We start from the raw sequence: 25,079 nt of genomic DNA, 5'->3' as shown, positions 1-25,079 counted from the left end.
AGGCCTTAAGGTGTTGCGCGGGGCGTAGCCGGGCTGGACGCGGCGGCTGCAGGGGCGCTGGCCGCCTGCATGCCGGTCATGGGCGTGAAGCGCACCTGCGTGCCTTCACGCAGGTAGCCAATGCTTGAGCGTATGACCTGCGTACCTTCGGCCAGTCCCTGGATGGCCACGATATTTTCATTGCCTGCAGTGCCGCGCGTGCCGAGTTCCACCGCCTTGTGCACCACCTTGCCGTTTTCAATCGCCTGCACATACGGCGCCGGTTTGTCGGTGCGCACGCTGCTGAGCGGCACCGCCAGCAGCATGGCCCGTGCGGTGCCCAGGGTGCCCTGCGCAAAAAGACCCTGGCGCAGGGGCAGCGTGTTGCCGCTGGCCGCGTTGTCAATGCTCAGGTAGGCCAGCACGCTGCGGCTGCCGGCCTGTGCGCTGGGGTTGATGCGCACGACTTTGGCCGTGGCTGTCTGGCTGCCGCCCTCAATCTGCAGTTCGGCGCTCTGGCCCACGGCCACCTGGATGGAGTCGGCCGCGCTCAGGGTGGCTTCGAGTTCGAGCCGGCTCAGGTCGACCACTTCGATGATTTTTGTGTCCACGGCCAGGCGCTCGCCGGGCTGTGCCAGGCGTTGCGAGACCTGGCCGGTAATGGGGCTTTTGAGTACCGTGTCATCGACCGATTTGTTGGCCACCTCGGTCGCCGCCTGGGCTGCCCTGTATGTCGATTGCGCGGCATTGAGGTTGGCCAGCGAGGCGTCCAGCGCTGTTTTTGAAATAAAACCCTGGTCTACCAGCGCCTTGTTGTTGTCGTACTGGCGCTGCACCACATCCACCTGTGCTTTTGCCGACTCGGCCTGTTCCCTGGCCTGCCGCGCGCGGGACTGGTATTCGCTGGCATCTATGCGTGCCAGCACCTGGCCAGCCTTGACGTGATCGCCTTCGCGGACGCTGAGGCCCTGCAGCTCGCCGGCCACGCGGGCCTTGATGACGGCGGAGTTGACTGCCTTGAGCGAGCCCGAGACCGGCAGGCCCTGCACCACCTCAAGGGTTTGCGCCTTGACCACGTCTGTGGCCGCTAGTTCGACCAGCCCCTGTTCCTTGCCGGCGGCTGCGGCCAGCGCCTGCTGCTGGGCCTTGCGCGCCGACAGCGCGCGCACCACGCCAAGGGCGATGAGCAGTACCACGAGAAGGGCGACAGTCCATTTGATCCAGCTCTTTTTGCGCAAACTCATGTTGATTTTTTTTCTTTATCGGGACTGGAGCCATCTGCCGCTGTGCTCAGGCCATGCAGGATGGCGCTCAGCTGTGTGGCGATGTATTTTTTGGGGTCGAGGTCAGCCGCATTGATGACGCACACGCCTGCCGAATGTTTGGCCAGTATCAGGAACATCATGGGCGCCACGATGGTGTAGACCGCATAGTCCAGGTCCAGCGCACGGAGCTCGCCGCGGTCAATGCCGCGTTGCAGAATCCGCCGGATCAGGGCCTGGCCTGGCGCGATCACCTCCTGCTGGTAAAAGGCTGCTATTTCGGGGAAATTTTTGGCTTCACTCATCATCAGCTTGGTAATGCCGGAGGCCTTGGTTGCGCCCACGCGGTCCCACCAGATGTTCATGCAGTAGGTCAGCATCTCCGTGCTATTGCCTTCAAATTTCAGGAACTCATCGTTCCATTCCTTGAAGCGGCCGGAGATGTTCTCGCGCACAACGGCTTTGAGCAGCTCTTCCTTGCTCTGGAAGTAAAGAAACAGCGTGCCCTTGGAAACCCCGGCGCGCGCCGCGACTTCTTCGGCCCGGGTGGCGGCAAAGCCCTTTTCGACAAACAGATCCAGCGCGGCATCAAGCAGCTCGCCCGGACGCGCCTCCTTGCGGCGCTCGCGTTTGACGGCGACCGAGGCATCTTGTTTGCAGAATAGTTTGGAAAGTGGCATTGTTAATGACTGATTGGTTAGTAATGTAACTGCTTGGATTGCGTGCGTCAACCAAGTGCCAATCGGTGGGTATGGGAAACCGATGATTGAAGGCGTATTCCGTTTCCAAATCATCCGTGCACTTTGTCGGCTTCGCTGGCCGTACCTTTGTACTGTCTGCGCTTCGCCTTCGCCTTCGCGTTCACGAATGATTTGGAAATGGAATCAAACCGGCAGCCAGCGGCCGGCCAGGATGCCCAGCCATTCGTGCAGGATTCGTTGCGAGGCTTGCAGGCCGGAAGCAGACGGCAGCCATTCCAGCAAGCCGTTGCGCGCCGGCAGCACATACCCCGTAGCGGCTGGTGTCACGGCAAAACCGGCGCGCTCAAAGGCGATGATGGAACGCGGCATGTGCGAGGCATCGGTTACCAGTGCAATGCGCTGCACGCCGTCTTTTTGCAGCAGCGGTGCCAGCAAGCGGGCGTTTTCCGAGGTGTCGCGGGATTTTGATTCCAGCCAGCGAATGCTGAAACCGTAGTCCTGCAGGGCCAGTCGTGCCGCGACTTCGGCTTCAGAAACATCCTGCGCGCTGCTGGCCGCCAGCCCCATGCCGCCGGTAAAGGCCAGCGGCAGGCCGGATTGGCGGGCCAGCCAGACGCCGTAACGCAGGCGGGCCGCTGTTGCCGCGCCGGGCTGTGCCTGTCCATACTCGGGAGCCTGGGGAAAAATGCCGCCGCCCAGTACCACCACGGCTTGTACCTTGTCGGCTTTTAGCTGTGAAAGGGTGGCAGGGGGAAATTGCTGCAAGGCTGTTCGGGCAAGCCAGACCGCCGTGCCATGGCAACTCAACAACCACAGCAGGGCCAGCGCGAGTGTTGCCAGGGCAATACCACCGCGCTTTTTCCTGGCAGCTAAAAAAAGGCCCCCAAAAGCCAGCAACAGCAGGGACAGCGGCGGCATGACCAGGCTGGTCAGCAGGGGTTTGAGCGCGCCAAGTTCCATTGTTTGCTATAAAAAAAGTAGCTTGCGGCGCCCATTGCCAGGGGGCTGGGGCCTGAATATATTCTGAAAAGAGCTGCAAAAAGCAGTCTTCAGACTATAACCCGGCGCTACTCGCTGCTTGTCATCGCGCCTGGCAGCTGCCTTTGCTCCAGGCCCTGAGGGTTGCCGCCTGTACGGCGGCAGGCATGGCCGCCTGGGCTCAGGCTGTTGGCGCTTCCAGGGGCGTGTTCCATGCGTCGTAACCGTAAACCCAGTCCGCGTTGCCGCCAGCGCGCAGCCAGTTGTTGCCGCGTGAGCCGATCTGGATCTTGCTGGCGCGTTCCATGCGCATGGCCTCGTAAAGCGCCAGGGCCGCAGGCACCTCTTTTGCGCTGTTCAGGCCAGTCAGGTTGCGGGCCAGCACGACGCCGTCCTCAATCGCCGTGCCGGCACCCTGCGCCATGAAAGGCATCATCGGGTGGCAGGCATCGCCCAACAGGGCCATGCGGCCCATGGCCCAGTGCGGCAGCGGGTCACGCTCGTAAAGCGCGGTTTTCAGCACGCTGTCGCAGGCGTCCAGCAGGGCGCGCGCGTCGGCGTGAAATGCTGAGTAAAAGCCGCGCAATTCGTCCACGCTGCCCGGTGTGGTCCACGACTCTTCATGCCATGAATCCTGCCCCGTGGTGGCGAAGATAAAGGTGTCGCGCCCCTGGTTGAGCGGAAAGGTCACGATCTGGCTCTCGGGCGACGGGCCCCACCACTTGGTGAAGGCCTGGATATTGGGAACGTCCTTCACGCGTTCTGTCGGCACGACGGCCCGGAACGCGACCACGCCGGTAAAGCGCGGGCTTTCCGCGCCGAACATCGCCGCGCGCACGGCAGAGTGGATGCCATCGGCGCCAATCAGCACGTCAAGTCCGGTGTGCCGGCTCTGGTCGGTGAAGCTGATGTCCACGCCGTCCGGCGTTTCGGTGATGGCCTGTGCGCGTTTGTCAAACCGCACTTTTGATGCCGGGAAGGCATCGGCCAGCGCAGCCAGCAGGTCGGCGCGGTGAATGGTGAGCTGCGGCGCGCCGTATTTGCGTTCGGCCTCGTCGCCCATCTCCAGGCGCGAGGTTTCCTCGCCGCTGTCCCAGGTCCGGCTGATGCGGTGTGTGGGGCGGGCGGCGGATGCGCGCACCGCCTGCGCGATGCTGCTGCCCAGCGGGTCCAGCGCGCGCACGGCGTTGGGTGTCAGGTTGATGTCTGCGCCCACGCGCAAAAACTGTTTGCTTTGCTCAAACACCACGACATCGTGGCCTGCCTGGTGCAGCGCGTTTGCCGCCACCAGACCGCCAATGCCCGCGCCAACGACGCCGATTTTTAATGAATGCACGATTTGCCTTTGGATGAAGTACTGTTTTGCCGCGAACTTGCGTAAACGGAAGCGGCTGAAGGCCGGCCCCCGTTTGCTACCATTCGCGATTGTGGAGCCCATGCAATGCCCGTTCAACCGCCGAAAGGCCCAATCTGGGCACTATTCGTCCAGCCTGCCTGATTGGCAACCAACAGGCATGGTGACATGGATGTATTGAGCGAGGTCCTGTCCATTTGCCGCTCCGGCCAGGCAGTGACGGCAAGGTTTGAGTTGACGGCACCATGGGCGCTCAGGTCCGAGGGCGTGTCGGGTGCGATGATACGGATGTCGCGCGGCGCGCCTTTCTGGATACAGCTCCAGGGCGCAGAGCCGCTGCGCGTCCAGGCGGGCGACCTGCTCATGTTGCCGCTGGGTGCGGCGCATACCTTGTACTCGTCGCCCGGCGTGAAGGCCGAAGCGTTTTCAAACCTGATTGCACGGCACGCGGTGGGCATCATGGACGAAAACCCGCTGGTGTTCAGCCACGGCGGCGGTGGCGACCTGACCGACATGTTTTCGGCCCAGCTCTGGTTTTCGGCCTACTGCCGTCACTCGGTGTTCAGCATCCTGCCGCCGCTGATCCACATCCGCGCGCAGGACATGCCGCTGTCCAGTTCCCTGGCGAACACCATGGAGTCGCTGATCCTGGAGACGCTGGACAGGCGCCCCGGCTGGCGGTTGTCTGCGGCCCGTATGGGCGAGCTGCTGCTGGTGAATATCCTGCGCGAGCACCTGGGCAAGGAGGCTGCGATGGGTGAGGGCTGGCTGCGCGGCCTGACCGATCCGCCCATTGCACGCGCCCTGATGCGCATGCACAGGGAGCCGCAAAAAGCCTGGACTGTCGATTCGCTGGCGCTTGATGCGGGCATCTCGCGCTCCCGCTTCAGCGAGCGCTTCAAGGCGCTGGTGGGCGCAACGCCTATCAGTTACCTGACCTCGCACCGCATGGCGCTGGCCGCCGGGCAGATTGAAGCCGGCACCCAGCATTTGAGCCGGATTGCCGAAGAGGCGGGTTATGAGTCGGAGAAAGTTTTCTCCCGGGCCTTCCGCCGCTGGGCCGGCGTGACGCCAAGTGTCTACCTGCAGCGCGAAACGGCACGCATGAAGGCCGCAGCAGGTGGCGAGGCGTCACAGGACTGATACCCAATTGCGTCCAAAAAGATAAATCCGTTCACGCTGAGCCTGTCGAAGCCTCACGCGAGGCCTCGACAGGCTCAGCCCGAACAGTTCCTGGCGCTCGAACGCAAATCCGTATGAGATGGCAGGTGCTATATTTTTGATAGCTCGTTGCGCCTGTATTTATTGGGCTGCAGCCTGAAAAAAACTCAATAAAATGCCTGCAGACCGGTCTGCGCACGGCCCAGGATCAGTGCATGCACATCGTGCGTGCCTTCGTAGGTGTTGACGGTTTCCAGGTTGATCATGTGGCGGATGACGTGGTATTCGTCATGGATGCCGTTGCCGCCGTGCATGTCGCGCGCCATGCGGGCAATATCCAGCGACTTGCCGCAGCTGTTGCGCTTGATCAGCGAAATCATTTCCGGCGCGGCCTTGTCTTCATCCATCAGCCGGCCCACGCGCAGGCAGCCTTGCAGGCCCAGTGCGATTTCGGTTTGCATGTCGGCCAGTTTCTTCTGGATCAACTGGTTTTGCGCCAGGGGGCGGCCAAACTGCTGGCGGTCCATGGTGTACTGACGGGCACGGTGCCAGCAGTCTTCGGCCGCACCCAAAGCGCCCCAGGCGATACCGTAGCGTGCCTTGTTCAGGCAGCCAAACGGACCCTTCAGGCCGCTGACGTTGGGCAGCAGGTTGGCTTCGGGCACAAACACCTCGTCCATGACGATTTCGCCGGTGATGGACGCGCGCAGGCTCATCTTGCCTTCGATCTTGGGAGCGCTCAGGCCCTTCATGCCCTTTTCAAGGATAAAGCCGCGAATGCTTTCCTGGCCGCCGACCTTGCCGTCGGGGTCTTCCAGCTTGGCCCAGACCACAAACACGTCGGCGATCGGGCTGTTGGTGATCCACATCTTGGCGCCCTTCATGATGAAGCCGCCGTCTACCGGTTTGGCGCGCGTCAGCATGCTGGCCGGGTCCGAGCCGTGGTTGGGTTCGGTCAGGCCGAAGCAGCCCACCCATTCGCCGGTGGCCAGCTTGGGCAGGTACTTTTGTTTTTGTGCCTCGCTGCCGTAGGCGTTGATGGGATGCATGACCAGCGAGGACTGCACGCTGATGGCGCTGCGGTAGCCGCTGTCGACACGCTCGACTTCGCGTGCGATCAGGCCGTAGGCGACGTAACTCAAACCGGCGCAGCCGTAGCCTTCAATGGTCGAGCCCAGGAAACCCATGGCGCCGGCTTCATTCATGATCTCGCGGTCAAACTTTTCGTGGCGCGCGGCCATCAGCACGCGCGGCTGCAGTTTTTCCTGGCAGAAGGTGTGCGCGGCATCAACAATGGCGCGTTCGTCGTCGCTGAGCTGCTCTGACAGCAGGAAGGGGTCTTCCCAGTTGAATTTGGCTTTCACGGTCAATTTCCTTTCGAGGTTTCTCAAAGTGTACCCAAGTTGATGAAGATGCTTTAAGTGTCAACTAAATGGGGTTGAGTGGGTGGCTGCGCGGCAGTTGTCTTGCGGACAGCCTCAGGTTTTGGGTCCATCCGCAGACAACCCGGTCGGCGGTGCATGGCGGTAAGTCGCAGGCGTGCGGCTCAATTTGATCGGGGAGGCGACGCCGGTGTAGTCCTCGCCTATGCGTACCACCATCTCGCGGTGTTGGGTGTGCGGGTGTTGCAGCGCGGCATCCACCGACAGGATGGGGGCGCAGGGCACGCCCAACTGCATCAGCGCGTCGGCCAGTTGCGCGCCGTCGTGCCCGGCCAGCGCCTGCACCAGCAGTTCGCGCAATTCCTGGCGGTTGACCGAACGCCCGCCGGCCAGGCTGAAGCGCGGGTCGCTTGCCAGGGCTTCGGTCTGCAGGTGCTTGCACAGCAGGCCGAATTGCCGGTCGTTGCCCACCGCCAGAAAGACCGGCACGGTGTGCGTGGGAAAGGCGTCGTAAGGGTAAATGTTCGGGTGGGCGTTGCCGGTGAGGGTGGGGCGTTTGCCGTTGCCAAACCAGTTGGCCGCGTGCGGGTGCAGCAGCGAGAGGCCGCAGTCGAACAGGCTGGCCTCCACGAACTGGCCCCTGCCGCTGCGCTCGCGCTCCTGCAGTGCCAGCAGTACACCCAGCGCGGCATTGAGTCCGGTCACCATGTCGACCACGGGCAGTCCCACGCGCAGCGGCTCGCCGCCGACTTCGCCGTTGACGCTCATGATGCCTGTCATCGCCTGCACGGCCGCGTCGTAACCGGCCAGGCCGCCCAGCGGGCCATCCGCGCCGAAGCCGCTGACGCGGCAGTGAATCAGGCGCGGAAAGCGCCTGGCCAGGTCTTCATAGCCCAGGCCCCATTTCTCCATGGTGCCGGTCTTGAAGTTTTCGATGACCACGTCGGCGCCTTCGAGCAGGCCCAGCAGCACCGCCTGGCCGGCTGCGCTGGCCAGGTCTAGCTGCATGCCGAGCTTGTTGCGGTTCAGGCCCAGGTAGTAGGAGGCCACGCCGTTCTGGAAGGGCGGGCCCCAGGCGCGCGTGTCGTCGCCTTGCGGCGGCTCGACCTTGAGCACGTCGGCGCCATGGTCGCCCAGGATCTGGCCGCAATAAGGGCCGCCCAGGATGCGCGACAGGTCTATGACGCGTATGCCGGCCAGGGCGCCTTGCGGTCTTGTGGCGTTGGATGCGGTGTTCATGCTGCCCTTAATCGGCCTTGGCGCCGGATGTCTTGATCACCTCGCGCCACTTGGCGGACTCGCTGCGCATATAGCCCGCCAGTTGCGCCGGGGTGTATTGCGGCGGCGGCTCCAGGCCCTGCTGGGCCAGGTGCTGTTTCACGTCGGGCTGCTGTAGCACCTGCGTGAAGGCCGCGTTGAGTTTGGTCACCACGTCCTGCGGTGTGCCCGAGGGCGCGACGATGCCGAAAAACACACTGGCGTCGAAGTCCTTCAAGCCTTGCTCCATCAGCGTGGGCACATCGGGCAGGGCGCGTGAGCGGCTGGCCGAGGTCACGCCCAGCACGCGCAGCTTGCCGGCCTTGATGTGGGGCAGGGCGGTCAACACATCGGTGAAGGACATGGCCACCTGGCCGCCCAGCAGGTCGTTCAGCGCCGGGCCGGTGCCCTTGTAGGGAATGTGCTGGATATCGGTGCCGGCACGCATGTTGAACAGCACACCCGCCAGGTGCGAGGACGCACCGCTGCCCGAGGAGGCGAAGGCCAGCTTGGCCGGATTGGCCTTGGCGTAAGCGATCAGCTCTTTCACGTTTTTGGCCGGCAGGCTGGGGTGAACCACCAACACATTGGGCAGGTAGCCGACCTGGATGATGGGCGCGAAGCTCTTGAACGGGTCGTAGTTGATCTTCTGGTACAGGTTCATGTTGATGGCCAGCGGTGCCGAGGTGCCGAACAGCAAGGTGTGGCCGTCCGCCTCGGCGCGGGCCACGTATTCGGCGCCTATGTTGGCACCGGCGCCGGCCCGGTTTTCGACAATCATGGTCTGGCCCAGAATGGGCTTGATGGCATTGGCCAGCGTGCGCGCCATGGCGTCGGTAGGGCCGCCGGGTGAGTAGGGCACGACCAGCGACATGGTCTTGTGCGGGAAAGGGGCCTGCGCCCAGGTTGTTCCGGCGCCGGCTGTGGCTGCCAGGGCGGCCAGCGCCATCAGGGTGGTTCTGCGTGTGTTCATGTTTGTCTCCATGTGTCGTGTTGAAGGGGGATGCTCAGAGGTCCAGCAACAGGTTTTCGGCCCATTTGGATACCTGGTGATTCGGGGCCAGGGGGTCAGATGACAGCAGGCGGTGCTGCAGGACCAGTTGCGCCAGATGCAGGCGTTCGGGTGCGCCTATGCGCGCTGATTCCCAGGCCATAGCCACCGCCGTGGTGGTGTGATAAAGCGCCGAGGCAGCGCGCCGCGCCAGCGCCTCGCCGCCGTCGGCGACCGCCGCGTTGGCCAGCACCGTGGCGCGCGTCATCACGTCCTGCAGGCTGGTGCGCAGGGTGTCGTCCAGCTTTGTTTCGGCCAGCAGTTGCGCCAGATGTGCCATCAGCGCCGTCAGCGAATCTTCGCGCCGGATTGCGCGTATCACGTCCAGCGCCACGATGTTGCTGGTGCCTTCCCAGATCGATCCCAGATGCGCATCACGCACCAGGCGCGGGTCTGTCCATTCCTCGATGTAGCCGCAGCCGCCGCGCACTTCCATGGCGTCGCCGGTGACCTTGCGCGCGTCGCGGCAGGCGCGGAACTTGATCAGCGGCGTGAGGATGCGCGCCAGGCGCAAGGCGTCGACATCACCCGCATCGGCACGGCGCAGCGCCTCGGCCGTCTGGAACACCATGGTGCGGGCCTGCTCGCTGGGCACCAGCAGCTTCAGCAACTGGCGGCGCATCAGCGGCAGATCAATCAGTTTCTTGCCGAAGGCTTCACGGTTGCGTGCGATGAAGAAGGCTTCACTGACCGCGCGGCGCATCAGGCCGGCTGCACGCACGCCGTTGGACAGGCGGGAGTTGTTGACCATGTCGGCCATCTGCACAAAACCGCGGCCCTGCTCGCCCACCAGCCAGGCGCGTGCGCCTTCGAGGCGAATCTCGCCGCTGGCCATGGAGCGGGTGCCGAGTTTGTCTTTCAGGCGGATGATGCGGTAGTGGTTGTGCGTGCCATCGTCCAGATCGCGCGGCAGCAGGAACAGCGACACACCCTTGAGTCCGGGCTGGCCGCCCTGGCCGTCCTCATCCACGCGCGCCAGCACCATGGCCAGCGCGGCATCGGGGTTGGAGCAAAACCATTTGTCACCGGTCAGCAGCCAGGCGCCGGGATGCTCGGGGTCTGGCCTGGCCGTGGTTTCGGTCACGGCGATGTCGGAGCCTGCGGCCTGCTCGGTCATGAACATCGCACCCTGCGAGAGTTCATCCATGTCCAGGCTGGTGAGCGAGGGCAGGTAGCGCTGCACCAGTTCGGGCGTACCGAATTTCTTCAACGTACGTGTCAATGAGTCGGTCATGGAGACCGGGCAACACAGGCCGAACTCGGCCTGCACAAAGAGGTAGGTCAGCGCGTATTTGGCGATGGACGGCATCTGGCCCTGCCAGCCCAGCACGTCCTGGCGGTGCGAGATCGCCGCCAGCGCGTATTCGCTGAAGGCCAGGCGCTCCATTTCGACATAAGCCGGGTGCTTGAGGACCTTTTGCTCGTCGCGCCCGCTGCGCGCGCGGACTTGCAGTTCAGGTGGGTTCTTGTCGGCGGTGTTTGCCAGGTCGTCCAGCGTGCCGCCGGCCAGCGCGCCCAGCCGTTCCAGGTGGGGCGTGAGGTGCGTCAGCAGCTCGGGCGGCAGGTAGACCTGCAGCAGCGCGCGCAGGCCGGGGTCGGTGGTGTAGAGGTTGACACCGTGCTGGTCGGGCACCGGGTGGCAGGCTGTTTCTGGCTGGCGCGTGGACATGATTTTCAGGTCTCCTTGATGCATTGTTCGCCTCGTATAAATATTTGTCTAATATCGAATATGGCTTTAACGATATGATTTTTTAATCATTGAATTTCACCATGTGCGCCACTTTTTGACCCTGGCCTAAGCGCTGAACTTAGGCCGGGCGGCGCGCCGCCTACTGCGGATGGGCCAGCAGGTGTTTGGCCAAGGCGTGGTAGGCCGGCAGCGATGTCGGGTCGTTGGCCGGGTTGCCCGCCAGCGGGTGCGAGGCGAAGCGGGCGATGACCATTTCAGCCTTGGGATCGATATAAATCGCCTGGCCATGCACGCCGCGCGCCGAATAGGCGCCGTGTTCGTTGTGTGACACCCACCACATGTCGCGGTAGCTCCAGCCCGGTAGTGTCTTGTAGCCCGCTTTGGCGAACTCGGCCTTGCCACCCCCATTGCGAATGTCGGCCACGACCTTTTGGGGCACGATCTGCTGCCCGTTGTACTTGCCACCCTGCCGCATCATTTCGCCGAACCTGGCCATGTCGCGCAGGCTCGCGTTCAGCCCGCCGCCGGCGAATTCGGTGCCCGTGCTGTCTATCGTGAAATAGGCGTCCTGCTCGGCACCGAGCTTGCGCCAGATGCGTTCCTGCAGGTTGTCACCGATGGATTTGCCGGTGGCGCGGCGTATCACCCAGCCCAGCGCGTCGCTGTTGACCGTCTTGTACGCAAAGGCCTGGCCGTGCGCGCCTTCTTTCTTGATGGTCAGCAGGAACTCATAGAAGGACTTGGGACCGTCGTAGCCGGGCGGTCTGGGTATCACGCCGCCGGCCCGTGTGTGGTTGAAGATTTCAGCCTTGGGGTCGGCATAGTTCTCGGAGTATTGGATGCCGGTGGTCATGTCGAGCAACTGACGCACGGTGACGTCGCCAAAACCGGTGTCCTTGAGTTCGGGAACGTAGGTCGAGGTGAGTGCGTTCTCGTCGATCACACCCTCCGCCACCAGCATGGCGCCCAGGGTGCCTATGAAAGACTTGGTCACCGACATGGCGATGTGTTGACCCTGCGGCTTGAGCACACCGAAGTAGCGCTCGTAGACGATGCGGCCCTTGTGCAGCACCACGATGCCATCGGTGTAGTTGGCGCCCAGCGATTGCGCCCAGGTCATGGTCTCGCCCGTGCCCAGCACCTGAAAACTCACACCGTCGAGGTCCTGGCGTGCGGCCAGGGGCAACACGCTGACCGGCCCGGTGCCGCGTTCCACGTTGCTGGTCGGCACGAACTGGCGGTAGTTGGAAAATGACCAGCGGATCTGCGGAAACTTGCGGAAGCTGCCATCGGCAAATTGGATCAGTTTGTCGGCCGATGGCGGAGAACCCGCCATCCACCCCATCGTCACCGGGTCGCTGGCCTGGGCATCGGCAAACTTTGGCGCGGTCTGCGCGCCTGCCTGCAGGCTGGTTACCAGCAAGGCCATGGCGGCCGCCCATAGTGCCGGGTTCTTTTTCACTGTGTTTGTCATGGTGTAGCCCTCGAAGGGTTTGGTAGGGGAAATTTCCGTCGCAGCTTGGGTGGCTCTTTGGCGCATTGTTCGCGCCGTAGTCATACCTGTCCAATATTGAATATGGCTTGAGCGATATAATTTTTTAATCATGGAATTTCGCCACCTGCGCTACTTTCTGGCCCTGGCAGAAGAGCTGCACTTCGGCCGGGCGGCGCGCCGCCTGTCGATTTCGCAGCCGCCGCTCTCCCTGAACATCCAGCAACTCGAAGCCTCCATTGGGGTCAAACTATTCATCCGCAACAGCCGGGAGGTACGCCTGACGGCTGCGGGCGAGGCCTTTGTACCCAGGGCGCGCGCGCTGCTGGAGCAGGCCCAGGAGGCGGGACGCCATGCGCGTGATGTTGAACAGGGACTGGTGGGCCGGCTGCACATCGGCTTTGTAGGTGCGATGCTGTATCAGGGCTTGCCGCAAATGCTGCGCCAGTTCCAGGCGCAGCATCCCTTGCTGCAGGTGCTGCTGCACGAGCTCAATTCGAAAGACCAGTTCATTGACCTCTCGCATGAGCGCCTGGACCTGGGTTTTGTCCACACCACACGCGCGCCGCCTGACTTGTCACGCATCCTGGTGGCGCGCCAGCCCTTTGTCTGCTGCCTGCCCGCTGCACATCCGCTGGCGAAAAAACGCAAGCTCTCCCTGCACCAGTTGCAGGGCGAGCCGTTTGCCATGGTTGCCCGTGCAGTCGCTCCCGACTACCACGAGGCTATCTTGTCGCTCTGCACCGAGGCCGGGTTTCACCCCGAAATCCGCTACGAGCTGCGGCACTGGCTCAGCGTGGTGTCGCTGGTCTCGCAGGGCCTGGGCGTGGCGCTGGTGCCGCAAGCGCTGCGCCAGTCCGGCCTGCCCGATACCGCCTTTGTGCCGCTGGACAGTGAAACCACGCCTTATGACACCTATTGCCTGTGGAAGACGGCGCGTGAGCACCCGGCGCTTGCATCGTTTGTTGAAACAGTGCGTGCCAGTGCGCCCAAGCCGGCAAACGGCCGCAGGTGACCGGCAAGCAAAGACCCTTCACACGAAATACCGGACGCGCCGGGGCAAAGCTGTCAGTATCAGGCGATCTGTACAACTTTCAGGAGAACGGCATCAACCCGTATATCTGGTGTGTGGTGGGCGCTCTCATTGGTGGACTGGCCTGCTTGCTGATGAAGATCAGCGAAAAAATCATCATTATTGAAACCGTGGGCGTCGCCGTGTTCGGCGCCTACATCGGTGGTGATTTTGTGGCCGCCCTGCTCAGCCATGGCGCAAGCAACGACAAGGACTTCAGCGCGGGCTCGCTTGGCCTGGCCATTGCGGGGTCGGCTGTCATGCTGCTTGCGCTCAGGCTGATGCGCAAGGCGGTGGGGCCGCAGCATCAAAGCAAAGGCCCGCGCCGGCGGGATTGATCCGCAATCCCTTCAGCACAGGCTCATTACACCTTCATTCAGCCTTGATGCCCGCGGCCTTGATGACGGGCCCTATCCGTGCGCGCTCGGCCCGCACCATCTGCTGGAATTCCAGCGGCGTTCCCGGTGTAGGCTGCAGACCTGTGTTGGCGAATTGCTGGACTGCCTTGGGCGTATGCAGTGCCTTGTTCAGTTCGGTGTTCAGGCGCTCGACGATGTCGCGCGGCATGCCGGCAGGGCCGAGCAGGCCATGGAGTGTGAAGGCGTTGTTGGTAAAGCCAGCTTCCGCGAAGGTGGGGATGTCGGGGATGCTGGCTACGCGGCTGGGCGCCGATACTGCAAGGGCGCGCACGCTGCCGTCCCGGATGGGCTGCAGGCCTATGCTGAGGTCCGTCATCATCGCCTCGATCTGGCCGCTCCTCACGTCGAACAGGGCCGGTGCGCCACCCTTGTAGGCTACATGGGTCAGCTTCAGGCCATAGGTGCTCTGGAACATCTCCATTGCAATGCGTTGCGGCGAGCCGGCCCCTGGCGTGCCGTAGTTGACCTTGCCCGGGTTGGCCTTCACATAGGCCACGAACTCTACCAGTGTCCTGGCCGGGAAGGACGGATGGACCACCAGCGTGAAGGGCACGCGGCCGATGGCGCCTATGTAGGTGAAGTCCCTGTCCGGGTTGTAGGGCAGCTTGGGAAACAGGAACTCATTGGTGAACAGCGTGGAGTTCTCGCCGTGCAGCAGCGTGTAGCCGTCGGGGGCGGACTGCATCAGCGCGGCCACGCCGATATTGCCCGATGCGCCAGGCCGGTTGTCAACGACGATGGTGGTGCCGAGGCCGGCCTGCATGCCTTCGGCGACGATGCGCACCAGCGTGTCCGACGCACCGCCGGCCGCATAGCCGAGGATGCAGCGGATCGGTTTGGCCGGGTAGGTGCTGGCGGCGTGGGCCATTCCATACAGCGCTGCCATGCCCCCTGCAAAATCACGTCTTTTCATGGTGTCTCCAGTCCTGTATCTGCTTTCAGGCCGGCGCTTTCGATGCCATGCACCGCGCAGACCTCGTCTTTGTCCGACACGTCGCCGCTGATGCCCACCGCACCGATGACGTCGCCGTTGCTGTTGCGCACCAGCACGCCGCCGGCCACCGGCGCCATGCGTCCTTCGGAAATGGACGACAGGGCGGTGAAGAACGCCGGCACGGCGGCCGCACGCGCTGCCAGTGCCCGGCCGCCCAGGCCCATGCCGAGGACGCCCCAGGCCTTGGCCTGGGCAATTTGCGGACGCAGGATGCCGCTGCCGTCCTCGCGCTTGAGCGCGAGCAGGTGCCCGCCCGCATCCAGTACGGCAACGGTCAGGGGCATGCAGCCCGTTTCGCGCGCCTTGTCGAGCGCGGCATCGATGATTCGGTCGGCCTGGTCCAGGGTGAATGCTTGCATGGTGGTTTTTGCGTATCTGTGTGGGAAGGGCGGATGGGATGGCGGCGCTCAGGCCGTGGTTTCTTCGGCGGCAGGCAACTCTTCCAGCTCGTAGTGCTGCGATTCAACCGCCGGGGCTTCGATGGGGGGCAGCCCGACGAGAAAGAACTCCATTTCGCTCGCGGCCGTGACATCCAGGGTTTCGCCGGCATCGGCCTGCAGCGCCGTCAGGTAGCGCACAGCCTGCCCCTGTGCCAGCCCTTCTCCGGACAAGGCCACAAGCAGCCGGCGCGCCCGCGGGTCGGTTGACGACCAGGTCGCGCCGGGGCGCAGCCTGACCATCTCTATCCACACGCCCCGTTCTGAAAAGGAGCCCATGAACTTGTGCGCAACGCCTTTTGCGCCCGCCACTTCCAGCCAGTTGAAGTACTTCGGGTCGGCGATGATGACATCCTTGTAGCGCGAACGCGGATACTTCAGTTTCGAGCCGAACACATGTTCCCAGATGGTGTTAAGGCCCCATTCAACTTTGCCGTCGGGGCGGTAATAATGCGGTCCGACGAATTTCCCGATCTTCGCGAGTTCGTCATGCGCCTTGCGCCGTTGCTCTATGCTCATGAAGCCATAGGTGGACGAGCCGCCGAACTGCAGCACCAGCTGCACGCGCTCGCCGGGTTGGGCCTTGCCCAGGGGGTCTTCCTGCGGCCCATAGGCCAGTCCCTCGGCAAAGTAACCCACCTCGCCTTCGCGCAGCACCAGGCCACGGCCTATGTTCATGTCGCCGCGGATGGGTAGCCGGATCTGGTCGAAGTTGTGCCTGTGGCGCGGCATCGAGAAGTCGGCCTCCTGACGCCCGAGGATGTACATGAAGTTGTCGGGCGAGTCGGGATCACCCTTGAGCAGGTGCTTGAACAGGATGGTGCCCATGGGGTGGTCATTGATCCAGTTGCTGTCGTCGAACGGAACGATCTTCATCGTGTGCTCCTGTTGAATAAATAAAAAAAAGCTGAAGTGAAAGGAGTGCCTGGCCGGATTTCAGTCGTCCGCTCAGTCGTCCGATGTGTAGCCGGTCTGCCTGACGACAGGCGCCCAGCGCTCAAGGTCGGCCTTGATCAGCGCGGCGAAGCGCTCGGGCGGCAGGGTTGAGGGCTCCATCCCGACCTTTGCCAGGGTGTCGCGTACCTCGGGTGCCTTGAAGCCTTCGACGGTCGCGGCATGGATGGATGCGACGATGGCGTCGGGTGTTCTGGCGGGCAGGAACAAGCCGAACCAGGTCATGGACTCCAGCATGGGCAGGCCGGATTCGCGGAAGGTGGGCGTGTCCGGGCTGAAGCGCGAGCGCGCCGGGCTCGACACGCCGAGGATGCGGATTTTGCCCGCCTGTGCAAAGGGCAGTAGTTCGCCCAGCACATTCACCGAAGCTGCGATCTGGCCCGCCACCATGTCCTGTGCGGCAAGGATGGAGCCGCGGTACGGCACATGCGTCAGTTCAATACCCGTGGCGTTCGCCAGCATCCAGCCGGTGAAATGCAGGGTTGTGCCCGGGCCGGAGGTGCCAAAGCTTGCCTTGCCCGGGTTGGCTTTGGCCCACTTCACGAAATCGGCGATGGTGAGGACTTCCGGCGGCACGGCGGGCCCCACGGCCAACCCCAGCGGAACTGTCGCCAGCGTGGTCACCGGCCGGAAATCCACCAGCGGCCTGTAGTTGAGCTTGCGGTAGACATGCGGGTAAATCGTCATCATCGCGTCCGGTGTCACCAGCACCGTGCTGCCGTCGGCCGGGGACAGCCTGACGTTGTCTACAGCCAGGCGGCCTCCCGCGCCGGCGCGGTTGTCCACGACATGGGGTACCCCGTTCGCAGCCAGCCGGGTGGCCGTCAGGCGCGCGATCACGTCCGCCCCGCTGCCAGGGGGAAATCCCACGCAGACCCTGACGGCGTTGCCGCGCTGGGCTTGCGCCGGCAGGACAAGGGCCGAGGCCATGCCGCCGGCGCTGGCGAGGAGGAGCTGTCTGCGGTTTGTCATGGTGTCTCCTTTTGTGCGTGTTGCAGTGCCGTCTCAGGTTCACAAGGTGAGCGCAAGCTCGCGGCGTATGGTCCGCTGGCTGAAGCGCCAGGCGCCGTCAGCGTCTTTTGCGAACTCGTCGAACATGTCGTTGATCCGGAGCTGTGTCGGCTGGTCGGCGCCAGGCTGCTCGTAGGTGAGCTGTATGGCGGTGGTGACCATGTGGTTCTCGTCCGCGCTGACGATGCGCAGGTTGGACCAGACGTGCCGTGTCTTGCGTTGCGGCGCTGCGGCCCTGAGGCAGCAATCGTCGGCGATGGGCTTGCGGCCCCTGTGCTCCTGGCCGCCGACGAACAGGACGCCGTCAGGCAGGAAAAGTTGTGAAAGCATCTCGCCTTCGCCCCGGTCCGCATGCCAGGCGAAGCTGCTGAGCAACTGTTCGATGGCCTGGGTGTCCTTGTATTGCCTGTCGTCCATGGGTTGATTCCTGTGAAGGGGCCCCTTGGTCAGGGGCGTGTTCTGCCATATGTCCACATCCTGATCCTTGCCGGGTAACATCCATATCATGTCAGTCATAAGGTCATTAGTCACAATGTCACAAGTTATCAGGTAACTTGTGAGTTGAATCATATATCAATTTTTCGGCGAAGCAAATCCCTTTATGAACAAACCATCAACGCCTTCCTGGCTCCCATCCAAACCGCTGGACCGCGGCAATGCGGCCGAGCAGATCCTGCAGGGCCTGCGTGCGCAAATCCTGGACGGGCAATTTCCCCGTGGCGCCAAACTGCCGTCCGAGAAACAGCTGGCCGAGGGCTATGGCGTCAGCGGCGCAACCATCCGGGAGGCGATCAGGGGCCTGACAACGACAGGGCTGGTGGAGGTGCGCCATGGCAGCGGCGCCTATGTGACGGCGGATGTTGACCAGTTGATCGACACCCCCTTGCGCTCGATGATCCAGATGGAGCGCATCGGCGTGTCTGAAGTGCTGGGCGTGCTGGGCGCGCTCAATGCCTATGCGGCTGAACTGGCGACGGTGCATGCCACCCGGGAAGACCTGGATCGCATGCGGCAAGCCCTGGATGCCATCGACAAGGCGCAGGATGCGCAGGCGATTTCAGCAGGGTTGTCAGCCTTCATCGCTGAATGGGCGCGTGCCTCCGGCAACCCCTTGCTGGGTGTGCTGTGCAGGTTCCTGGGAAGCCTGCAGATCGGCCTGGCCAGGGAACTCTGCAGCGACTCCCTGGCGAATCTGCAAAAGACCGTACGCGGCCTGTCGAAGGAGCGGCAACTGCTGGTGGATGCCATCGAGGCGCGGGATGCGCAAGCTGCGCGAACCGCGGCGCGCATTTACCATGAGTGCGCCATCAAGGTCATCACGGCGCTGCCCCGCGCCGACGCGACGTTTGTGTCTGATCCGACGCTGTCCAGCCTGCTGGCGCCAGCTGATGGGCGACCCGGGTAGCCTGAGCAAACGGTGTGTTTCAGGGTTTGGGGGCTCGGTGCGCATGGGCCGCAGCGTAAGATGGCCGCTCATTTCGCGACCAATGCTTTTGACCGGAGATTTCCATGCCTTCTTCATCACCATCCTCTCCCCAAACCATCACCCTGGGCGGCGGCTGCTTCTGGTGCACCGAGGCGGTCTTTGTCAAAGTGCGCGGTGTGACCGATGTGGAGTCCGGCTACAGCAACGGCCAGGCCGACCGGCCCAGCTATGAAGACGTCTGTACCGGCCGCACCGGCTGCAACGAGGTCGTCAAGCTTACTTATGATCCGGCAGAGATCAGCGTGAAGGAAATTCTTGAGATCTTCTTTGTCATCCATGACCCCACTACGCTGAACCGCCAGGGCAATGACAGCGGCACGCAGTACCGCAGCGGCATTTACTACTCGACGCCCGAGCAAAAACAGGTGGCCGAAGACATGGTCAGTGAGCTGAACCAGCAAAATCTGTTTGGAAAACCGGTGGTGACCGAGGTGCTGCCGTTGGCCAACTACTGGCCGGCCGAGGATTACCACCAGGACTTTTTCGAGAAGAACCCCTACCAGGGCTATTGCATGGCCGTGGCCGCGCCCAAGGTCGAGAAATTCCGCAAAACTTTTGCCTCGAGGGTGAAGGCCTGATCTGATGGTTGCCGGCGCTTGCTATTAAATCAATAGCTGGTTGCGCAGGATATACGAGGGTCAGAGCCATATTTGATGTTGAAAATCCGTTTTTTTGAGCTCAATACAAAGGCTCTGGAATGCTTTTCAAGCATCAAATGACCTCCTGGCCGCCGTGTAGCCTGCGCAACCAGCTATCAAATATGTAGCGCTCACCGGGCGGCCCGGGTCCAAACGGCGTCTTGAAGCCGTCGCTGTGCAAAGTAAAACCACTCCTGCCCGACTTCCCCGCGCGGGTTCGGGAACACCACAAAGCCGTCGGCCGGTGCGGCCACTGCTTCACCGTCGTAGCGGGTGCCGATCACCTCGCCGCTTTTCACCGCGTCGAAACTGCGCCATTCACGGGTGAAGGTGTCACCGGCATGGTCGCGGTCCGTCACATCCACCAGGCGCAGGATGTCGCGTTCCATGGCGACGGGTTCGGGGGCGGCATCGGTGATGCCCAGCAAGGCCAGCGTCTGCAGGATCGCATGGCGGGCGACTTCAACGCCTTTCGGGTCGTCATGCTGGCCGCACTCCAGCGTCACGCCGTAGCCGCCGCGCGAGCGCATGTACTCGGTCGTGCCGACGCCGTAATTGGTGCTGGTGACCAGTGCTTGCGAGCGCCCGCTGCCATCGCAGGCGGCCCTGGCCGCCCGGCGCTGCACGCCGCGTGCATAGGTGTCCAGCCAGCCCTCGACGATGCGGTAGGGCCCGGTGTGCAGGGCCAGCTGCATTTCTTCGGCGGCATGGGTGAACGGCTCCAGCACGCCGCTGTTGTTCTGCGGGCCGATCATCACGAACGGTGCACCGCCGGTATGGAAGGAATGCAGGTCCAGCAACACGTCGTGTGCTTCCAGGATGGGGCAGAGCACATTGGCAATGCGGTCCTCAAAGTCCTGCGGGTTTGCCGTCGGCGCCATGTTGCGGTTCAGGTTACGGTCGCCGGTGCGTTGTTTGAGCTGGTAAGCCAGCGGATTGGTGACGGGGATAAAGGTGACGCTGCCGCGCTGGATGGCGAGCTGGCCCCTGTCGATTTCTTCAAGCAGTTGTGTGATGGCCTGTGTGCCGCAGGTTTCATTGCCGTGCACTGCGCCCAGCACCAGCAGGCGCGGGCCGGGCCGGCTGGGGTCAAGTCCGTGGAAGGTGTGGCTGCGCAGGTGGAGCGAACTTGTGGCTTGTGGGACTGGGGGCTTGGCGGTCATGTTTTGGTTATACAGCGGTTCAGGGGCTTTTCGCGCCCTGGCGTGACGGCGCGCGGCGATTTTCGATTAAGCTATCAGCCCCCATGACGCAATACCGCTACATCACGAAGCTCTCCGCCAAGGCCCCGGCATCGCTGGTGATCTGGTGTCTGGTGCTGGCGCTTCTGCTCGCGCAGATGCTGGGCCTGATGCACGGTACGCTGCACGGTTCAGGCGTGCATGCGGTGAACAAGGCAACGCTGGCGGTGGTGACGGGCAGCACCAGGGTTGACGCACAACACAGCGCCTTGCATGCCGAAGGCAAGGGCCTGCTCGCATCCCTTTTCTCCTCCCACAACAGCGAAGCCGATTGCCGCCTGTACGACCAGGCCAGCCATGGCAGTGCAGCGCTACATGTGGCATCCCTCGCCCTGCCGGTGGTGCTGCCATCGTTTGCGGTGGCCATCTTTGAGGGCGAAGCACTCGCCCGCTGGGCTGCGCTGTTTGATGCGCGCGGCCCGCCCCTGACTTCCTGAATCTTTTCCAGCTGTATCGCGGCCCGCAGGCCGTGCGCAGCTTTGCCCCTGCGTTTGGCTGAGCAACAGCCTGCGCGGGTTTGCATCCCGATTCAACGAAGTCCTCATGAAACAATCATTTTTTAATCGCCGGGCACGCCATGGTTTCCGTGTTCCCGCGTTCCCGAAAAACGCCCTGCAGCTTGCCGTTCTGGCCATGGCGGCCAGCGCCGGCCTGCAATGCAACCTGGCCAATGCGCAGACCCCGGCGCCCGAACTGAAAGAAGTCACGGTCACCGGCAACCCGCTGGGCGCTACTGATTTAATAGCGCCTGCCGCGCAGTATTCGGGGACCGGGCTGCTGTTACGTTCCAAAACCACGCTGGGTGAAACGCTGGACGGCATCCCGGGCGTGAGCAGCACCTACTTCGGCCCCAACGCCAGCCGGCCCATCATCCGCGGGCTGGACGGTGACCGCATCCGCATCCTGGGCAACGGCGGCGCGATGGTGGATGCCTCGTCGCTCAGCTATGACCATGCAGTCACGTCCGACCCGATCAGCATAGAGCGCATCGAGGTGCTGCGCGGCCCGGGCGCGCTGCTTTACGGCGGCAGCGCGGTGGGCGGCGTGGTCAATGTCATTGACAACCGCATCCCGCGCGAGGCGCTGTTTGACGAGAAGGGCGGCATCGCCGGCAAGGTGAACCTGGACCTGGCCACCGGCAACAGGGAAAAAGGCAGCGGCCTGCTGCTGGAGACCGGCACCAACCGTTACGCCCTGCATGTGGACGTGTTCAACCGCGAGACCGGGGACGTCAAGGTGCCGGTCGGCCTGGCTTGCACCAAGGGCGGCACGGCCACCACGGCCAACAGCATCTGCAACTCGGCCAGCAAGGTGGACGGCGGCGCGGTGGGGGGCTCGGTGTTTTTTGACCACGGCTACCTGGGCGCGTCCATGAGCACCTACCGCAGCACCTACGGCACGGTGGCAGAAGACAATGTGACGATCGGCATGAAGTCAAACCGCGTAGGGCTGGAAGGCGAAGTGCGCGACCTGGGCGGCTTCTTCAAAAGCGTCAAGGGCCAGTACAGCCAGACCGACTACATGCATACCGAGTACGAAGGCGCGACGCCGGGCACGGTGTTTAAAAACAAGGGCAGCGATTTCCGGCTTGAGGCCAAACATGCGGCATTCGGCAACCTGAGCGGCGTGCTGGGTTTCCAGTCCGAAAACACGCGTTTTTCAGCCGACGGCGCGGAGGCCTTTGCACCCTACAGCAAGACCTCGCAGAACGCCCTGTTTGCCTATGAGGAGTACGCCACCAGTTGGGGCCGTTTGAGTTTTGGCGGGCGGACGGAGTCGGTCAAGGTGCAATCCCTGGGCAACCCGCTGGTGGCGGCGTTTGTACCTGGCAGCCGCAACTTCAACCCGACCAGCTACGCGATGGGCGCCTTGTGGAACGTGAAGCCGGGCTGGCAACTCACCACCAACCTGGCGTATACCGAAAGGGCGCCCAAGGACTACGAGCTGTATGCCTTTGGCCCCCACGTGGCGACCGGTGCCTGGGAAACGGGCAACGCCGGCCTGGACAAGGAAAAGTCAACCAGCCTGGATGTGGGCGCGAACTGGAAATCCGGCGCCAACACGTTTACGGCCAACGCGTACACGCACTACTTCAAAAACTACATCGCGCTGCTGAACACAGGCAACACCTACGGCCAGGAAAGCCGCGAGCTGAACCCTGTCGACGACGGGAGCGACACAATCCTGCCCGAACAGGCCTACACCGGCGTGCGTGCGCGTTTTGTGGGCTTTGAAGCCAGCGGCAACATCCGCCTGCTTGAAGGCGCGAACAAGCTGGACCTGGCGCTGCGCGGGGACATGGTCAGGGCGACCAACCTGAACGATGGCCTGCCGCTGCCGCGCATTGCGCCCGTGCGGGTGGGGGCCACGCTGAAGTGGGCCAGCGGTCCGTGGGGCAGCAGCTTCGGTTTTGATCATTCGGCCGCGCAGAACCGCGTGGCACCGGGGCAGCGCGCAACGGCGGCCTACACCCTGTGGAACACCGCGGCGACCTATGCGGTCAAGGTAGGGCCGACCAACCTGCTCTGGTACGCCAGGCTGGACAACATCACCAACCAGCTGGCCTACAGCGCCACGTCGGTGCTGACCACCACGGCCTTCCCGAAAGCGCCGCTGCCGGGGCGCAGCCTGAAGGTGGGGCTGCAGGCGAGTTTCTAGGCGGTTGACGCAGCGGGGAGGGTTAGGGGTAAACGCTAAGATTGCGCGATGAATCAGCTTGTCTTCTTGTCCCTGCTCCCCGTTGTGTTGTTGATTGCTATCGGTTTTATAGCTGGTCGCGCAGGCTGGATAAGGACGGTAGCCGTAAAAGACCTGTCAAACCTGATCTTTCTGATGCTCACGCCGGCCCTGCTGTTTCGCACCATGAGCCATGTGCGCATTGAGCAGCTCGACTTCAAGCCGGTCGCGGCCTATTTCCTTGCGGTGATGCTCCTGTTTGCGGGCACCCTGGCGGTGCAGGGCTTTAACCGGCGCGGCGCCGTGCTGGCGCTGGCGGCCACGTTCTCCAACACGGTGATGATAGGCATCGCCATGGTAAGTTTGATGTACGGGCCGCAGGGACTGGTGATTTTGCTCACGCTGGTGTCCGTACACGCACTGGTGCTGCTGACCAGCGCGACCCTGGTGCTGGAGCTGGCCGTCGTGCAGGAGCAGAAACAGCAGGGGACGCTGGACGGCCCTGGTGTGGCGCCACGGCACGCCGTCACCACCGTCTTGACGGCCCTGAAAAATGCCGTGTTGCACCCGGTGCCCCTGCCCATCATTGTTGGCCTGCTGTTTGCACAGACCGGCTGGGTGATGCCGGCGGTGATAGACAAACCGCTGGAGCTGCTGGCCAACGCGTTTGGCCCGCTCGCCCTGGTGCTGGTGGGTGTGACGCTGGCCTTTACACCGGTGGGCCGGCACTGGCGCCAGGCACTGGCCCTGGCCGCGGTCAAGAACCTGCTGCATCCCTTGCTGGTGTTGGGCCTGTGCTACCTGCTGGGTGTCGGCGGCCTGCCCATGGTTGTGATGGTGGTGGCCTCGGCATTGCCGATAGGCGCCAATGTGTTTTTGTTTTCGCAGCGTTACAAGGTCGCGGAAGAGCTGGTCACGGCAAGCGTGGTGGTGTCTACCGCGCTTGCCATGGTGACCCTGACGCTGGTCCTGCTGCTGGTCGGAAAAATCGCCTGAAGCCTGTTGCGCAATTTTGAATCCTTTGCACCTCAGGCTGCGGCCGTGGCGCGGGGTCATTCCAGCCGCGGGCACAGCGGCCCCCTTGGGGCGGCAGTGAGTTCCACGCAGTGAGCGACCGTGGGGGCATGTCCAGGCGGTTAAACTTCCGGCAGTTGTAAAAACGTCATATTCCTGACACATTCCCAGAGGACCTTACATGCTGTTTGGCAAACTGCTGCCGCGCGAAGGCAATTTTTTCGAGATGTTCAACCAGCATGCCGAACGGATTGTGGAAGCCGCTCAAGCCTTTTCGAACCTCGTCGCCAACTACAGCGACGTGGAAAAACGCGAATCCTTCAACCGTGAAGTAGACAACGCCGAGCGCGCTGCCGACCGCATCACGCACGATGTCAATCGCGCCCTGCACAGGACCTTCATCACGCCGATTGACCGTGAGCAGATCCACAAGCTGATCAACACCATGGACGACGTGGCGGACCTGATCCAGGATTCGGCCGAGACCATGGCGCTGTACGACGTGCGCCACATGACGGACGACATCGTGCGCCTGACCGACCTGAGCGTGAAATGCTGCGAACGCCTGAAGGATGCGGTTGCGCTGATCGGCCGGGTCAGCGATGCCGCCACGGCGGAAGCCGCCCTGAAAACCTGCGAAGAGATCGACAAGCTCGAATCGGATGCCGATCGCGTGATGCGTTCGGCCATGAGCCGGCTGTTCCGCGAGGAGTCCGATGTGCGTGAGCTCATCAAGCTCAAGGCGGTCTACGAGCTGCTGGAAACGATTACAGACAAGTGCGAGGACGTGGCAAACCTGATCGAGGGCATCGTCCTCGAAAACTCCTGAT

General features: G+C 63.0%; 24 protein-coding genes. 9 read left to right on the top strand and 15 right to left on the bottom strand.

The genetic code is table 11. The features are described from left to right. Positions 1-5: 5 nt before the first annotated feature. The 4 genes from ACFQND_RS19710 to ACFQND_RS19695 form a co-directional block, all read right to left on the bottom strand. Entirely contained in the window at positions 6-1,223 is a 1,218-nt protein-coding gene (locus tag ACFQND_RS19710) for an efflux RND transporter periplasmic adaptor subunit (RefSeq protein WP_371438087.1), read from the bottom strand. After that, the gene (locus ACFQND_RS19705) at positions 1,220-1,921 is read right to left on the bottom strand and encodes a TetR/AcrR family transcriptional regulator (RefSeq protein ID WP_371438086.1); all 702 of its coding nucleotides are present in this window, start codon (positions 1,919-1,921) and stop codon (positions 1,220-1,222) included. The genes ACFQND_RS19710 and ACFQND_RS19705 overlap by 4 nt, the downstream gene beginning before the upstream one ends. Positions 1,922-2,125: 204 nt before the next feature. Further along, positions 2,126-2,902, bottom strand: coding sequence for a YdcF family protein (locus tag ACFQND_RS19700; RefSeq protein ID WP_371438085.1), 777 nt, complete (start codon positions 2,900-2,902; stop codon positions 2,126-2,128). A 199-nt stretch (positions 2,903-3,101) separates the two neighbouring features. Then, on the bottom strand, positions 3,102-4,256 hold the full coding sequence (locus tag ACFQND_RS19695; RefSeq protein ID WP_371438084.1) for an FAD-dependent monooxygenase: 1,155 nt from the start codon (positions 4,254-4,256) through the stop codon (positions 3,102-3,104). A gap of 186 nt (positions 4,257-4,442) precedes the next feature. Between ACFQND_RS19695 and ACFQND_RS19690 the strand changes: the two genes are divergently transcribed. After that, positions 4,443-5,417, top strand: coding sequence for an AraC family transcriptional regulator (locus ACFQND_RS19690; RefSeq protein WP_371438083.1), 975 nt, complete (start codon positions 4,443-4,445; stop codon positions 5,415-5,417). Positions 5,418-5,602: 185 nt separating this feature from the next. On the opposite strand, the gene ACFQND_RS19685 is transcribed toward ACFQND_RS19690, so the two are convergent. From ACFQND_RS19685 to ACFQND_RS19665, 5 genes are all read right to left on the bottom strand, one after another. Continuing rightward, entirely contained in the window at positions 5,603-6,799 is a 1,197-nt protein-coding gene (locus tag ACFQND_RS19685; protein WP_371438082.1) for an acyl-CoA dehydrogenase, read from the bottom strand. A gap of 114 nt (positions 6,800-6,913) precedes the next feature. Then, positions 6,914-8,056, bottom strand: coding sequence for a CaiB/BaiF CoA transferase family protein (locus ACFQND_RS19680; RefSeq protein ID WP_371438081.1), 1,143 nt, complete (start codon positions 8,054-8,056; stop codon positions 6,914-6,916). Positions 8,057-8,063: 7 nt separating this feature from the next. Next, complete coding sequence (locus ACFQND_RS19675) at positions 8,064-9,047, bottom strand: Bug family tripartite tricarboxylate transporter substrate binding protein (RefSeq protein ID WP_371438080.1); 984 nt, start codon at positions 9,045-9,047, stop codon at positions 8,064-8,066. A gap of 34 nt (positions 9,048-9,081) precedes the next feature. Then, positions 9,082-10,794 carry an acyl-CoA dehydrogenase family protein gene (locus tag ACFQND_RS19670; protein WP_371438079.1) on the bottom strand — a complete coding sequence of 571 codons (1,713 nt, stop codon included), beginning with the start codon at positions 10,792-10,794 and terminating at the stop codon, positions 9,082-9,084. 160 nt (positions 10,795-10,954) lie between these two features. Beyond that, on the bottom strand, positions 10,955-12,289 hold the full coding sequence (locus ACFQND_RS19665; protein ID WP_371438078.1) for a serine hydrolase domain-containing protein: 1,335 nt from the start codon (positions 12,287-12,289) through the stop codon (positions 10,955-10,957). Between the two features lie 130 nt (positions 12,290-12,419). On the opposite strand from ACFQND_RS19665, the gene ACFQND_RS19660 reads away from it, so the two are divergent. Together ACFQND_RS19660 and ACFQND_RS19655 are read left to right on the top strand one after the other, a co-directional pair. After that, a complete protein-coding gene (locus ACFQND_RS19660; RefSeq protein WP_371438077.1) occupies positions 12,420-13,322 on the top strand; it encodes a LysR family transcriptional regulator in 903 nt (300 codons plus the stop codon). Continuing rightward, positions 13,319-13,717, top strand: coding sequence for a hypothetical protein (locus tag ACFQND_RS19655; RefSeq protein ID WP_377414395.1), 399 nt, complete (start codon positions 13,319-13,321; stop codon positions 13,715-13,717). The genes ACFQND_RS19660 and ACFQND_RS19655 overlap by 4 nt, the downstream gene beginning before the upstream one ends. Positions 13,718-13,751: 34 nt before the next feature. Here the strand turns inward: ACFQND_RS19655 and ACFQND_RS19650 are convergent, their stop codons facing one another. The 5 genes from ACFQND_RS19650 to ACFQND_RS19630 all read right to left on the bottom strand — a co-directional run bounded on the left by ACFQND_RS19650 (position 13,752) and on the right by ACFQND_RS19630 (position 17,611). Further along, complete coding sequence (locus ACFQND_RS19650) at positions 13,752-14,711, bottom strand: Bug family tripartite tricarboxylate transporter substrate binding protein (protein ID WP_371438075.1); 960 nt, start codon at positions 14,709-14,711, stop codon at positions 13,752-13,754. Then, positions 14,708-15,151 (bottom strand): GlcG/HbpS family heme-binding protein, encoded by a 444-nt coding sequence (locus ACFQND_RS19645; RefSeq protein WP_371438074.1) that lies wholly within the window; start codon positions 15,149-15,151, stop codon positions 14,708-14,710. The genes ACFQND_RS19650 and ACFQND_RS19645 overlap by 4 nt, the downstream gene beginning before the upstream one ends. 48 nt (positions 15,152-15,199) lie before the next feature. Beyond that, positions 15,200-16,105: a hypothetical protein gene (locus ACFQND_RS19640; protein WP_371438073.1), complete on the bottom strand. Its 906-nt coding sequence runs from the start codon at positions 16,103-16,105 to the stop codon at positions 15,200-15,202. 72 nt (positions 16,106-16,177) lie between these two features. Then, entirely contained in the window at positions 16,178-17,155 is a 978-nt protein-coding gene (locus tag ACFQND_RS19635; RefSeq protein WP_371438072.1) for a tripartite tricarboxylate transporter substrate-binding protein, read from the bottom strand. Between the two features lie 39 nt (positions 17,156-17,194). Then, on the bottom strand, positions 17,195-17,611 hold the full coding sequence (locus ACFQND_RS19630; RefSeq protein WP_371438071.1) for a nuclear transport factor 2 family protein: 417 nt from the start codon (positions 17,609-17,611) through the stop codon (positions 17,195-17,197). 184 nt (positions 17,612-17,795) lie between these two features. On the opposite strand from ACFQND_RS19630, the gene ACFQND_RS19625 reads away from it, so the two are divergent. Together ACFQND_RS19625 and msrA are read left to right on the top strand one after the other, a co-directional pair. Next, a complete protein-coding gene (locus tag ACFQND_RS19625; RefSeq protein ID WP_371438070.1) occupies positions 17,796-18,599 on the top strand; it encodes a FadR/GntR family transcriptional regulator in 804 nt (267 codons plus the stop codon). A 104-nt stretch (positions 18,600-18,703) separates the two neighbouring features. Then, the gene (gene msrA, locus ACFQND_RS19620; protein WP_371438069.1) at positions 18,704-19,258 is read left to right on the top strand and encodes a peptide-methionine (S)-S-oxide reductase MsrA; all 555 of its coding nucleotides are present in this window, start codon (positions 18,704-18,706) and stop codon (positions 19,256-19,258) included. A 191-nt stretch (positions 19,259-19,449) separates the two neighbouring features. Here msrA and ACFQND_RS19615 read toward each other — a convergent pair whose 3' ends face one another. Next, complete coding sequence (locus tag ACFQND_RS19615) at positions 19,450-20,481, bottom strand: succinylglutamate desuccinylase/aspartoacylase domain-containing protein (RefSeq protein ID WP_371438068.1); 1,032 nt, start codon at positions 20,479-20,481, stop codon at positions 19,450-19,452. Positions 20,482-20,564: 83 nt separating this feature from the next. Between ACFQND_RS19615 and ACFQND_RS19610 the strand changes: the two genes are divergently transcribed. The 4 genes from ACFQND_RS19610 to ACFQND_RS19595 all read left to right on the top strand — a co-directional run bounded on the left by ACFQND_RS19610 (position 20,565) and on the right by ACFQND_RS19595 (position 25,078). Further along, positions 20,565-20,996, top strand: coding sequence for a hypothetical protein (locus tag ACFQND_RS19610; RefSeq protein WP_371438067.1), 432 nt, complete (start codon positions 20,565-20,567; stop codon positions 20,994-20,996). Positions 20,997-21,102: 106 nt separating this feature from the next. After that, complete coding sequence (locus ACFQND_RS19605; protein ID WP_371438066.1) at positions 21,103-23,217, top strand: TonB-dependent receptor; 2,115 nt, start codon at positions 21,103-21,105, stop codon at positions 23,215-23,217. 48 nt (positions 23,218-23,265) lie between these two features. After that, positions 23,266-24,231 carry an AEC family transporter gene (locus ACFQND_RS19600; protein ID WP_371438065.1) on the top strand — a complete coding sequence of 322 codons (966 nt, stop codon included), beginning with the start codon at positions 23,266-23,268 and terminating at the stop codon, positions 24,229-24,231. Positions 24,232-24,430: 199 nt separating this feature from the next. After that, the gene (locus ACFQND_RS19595; protein WP_371438064.1) at positions 24,431-25,078 is read left to right on the top strand and encodes a DUF47 domain-containing protein; all 648 of its coding nucleotides are present in this window, start codon (positions 24,431-24,433) and stop codon (positions 25,076-25,078) included. Position 25,079 lies beyond the last annotated feature (1 nt).

The organism is Polaromonas aquatica (assembly GCF_042659145.1).
Taxonomy (GTDB): Bacteria; Pseudomonadota; Gammaproteobacteria; order Burkholderiales; family Burkholderiaceae_C; genus Polaromonas; species Polaromonas aquatica.
This window is presented reverse-complemented; position numbering and strand designations above follow the sequence as displayed.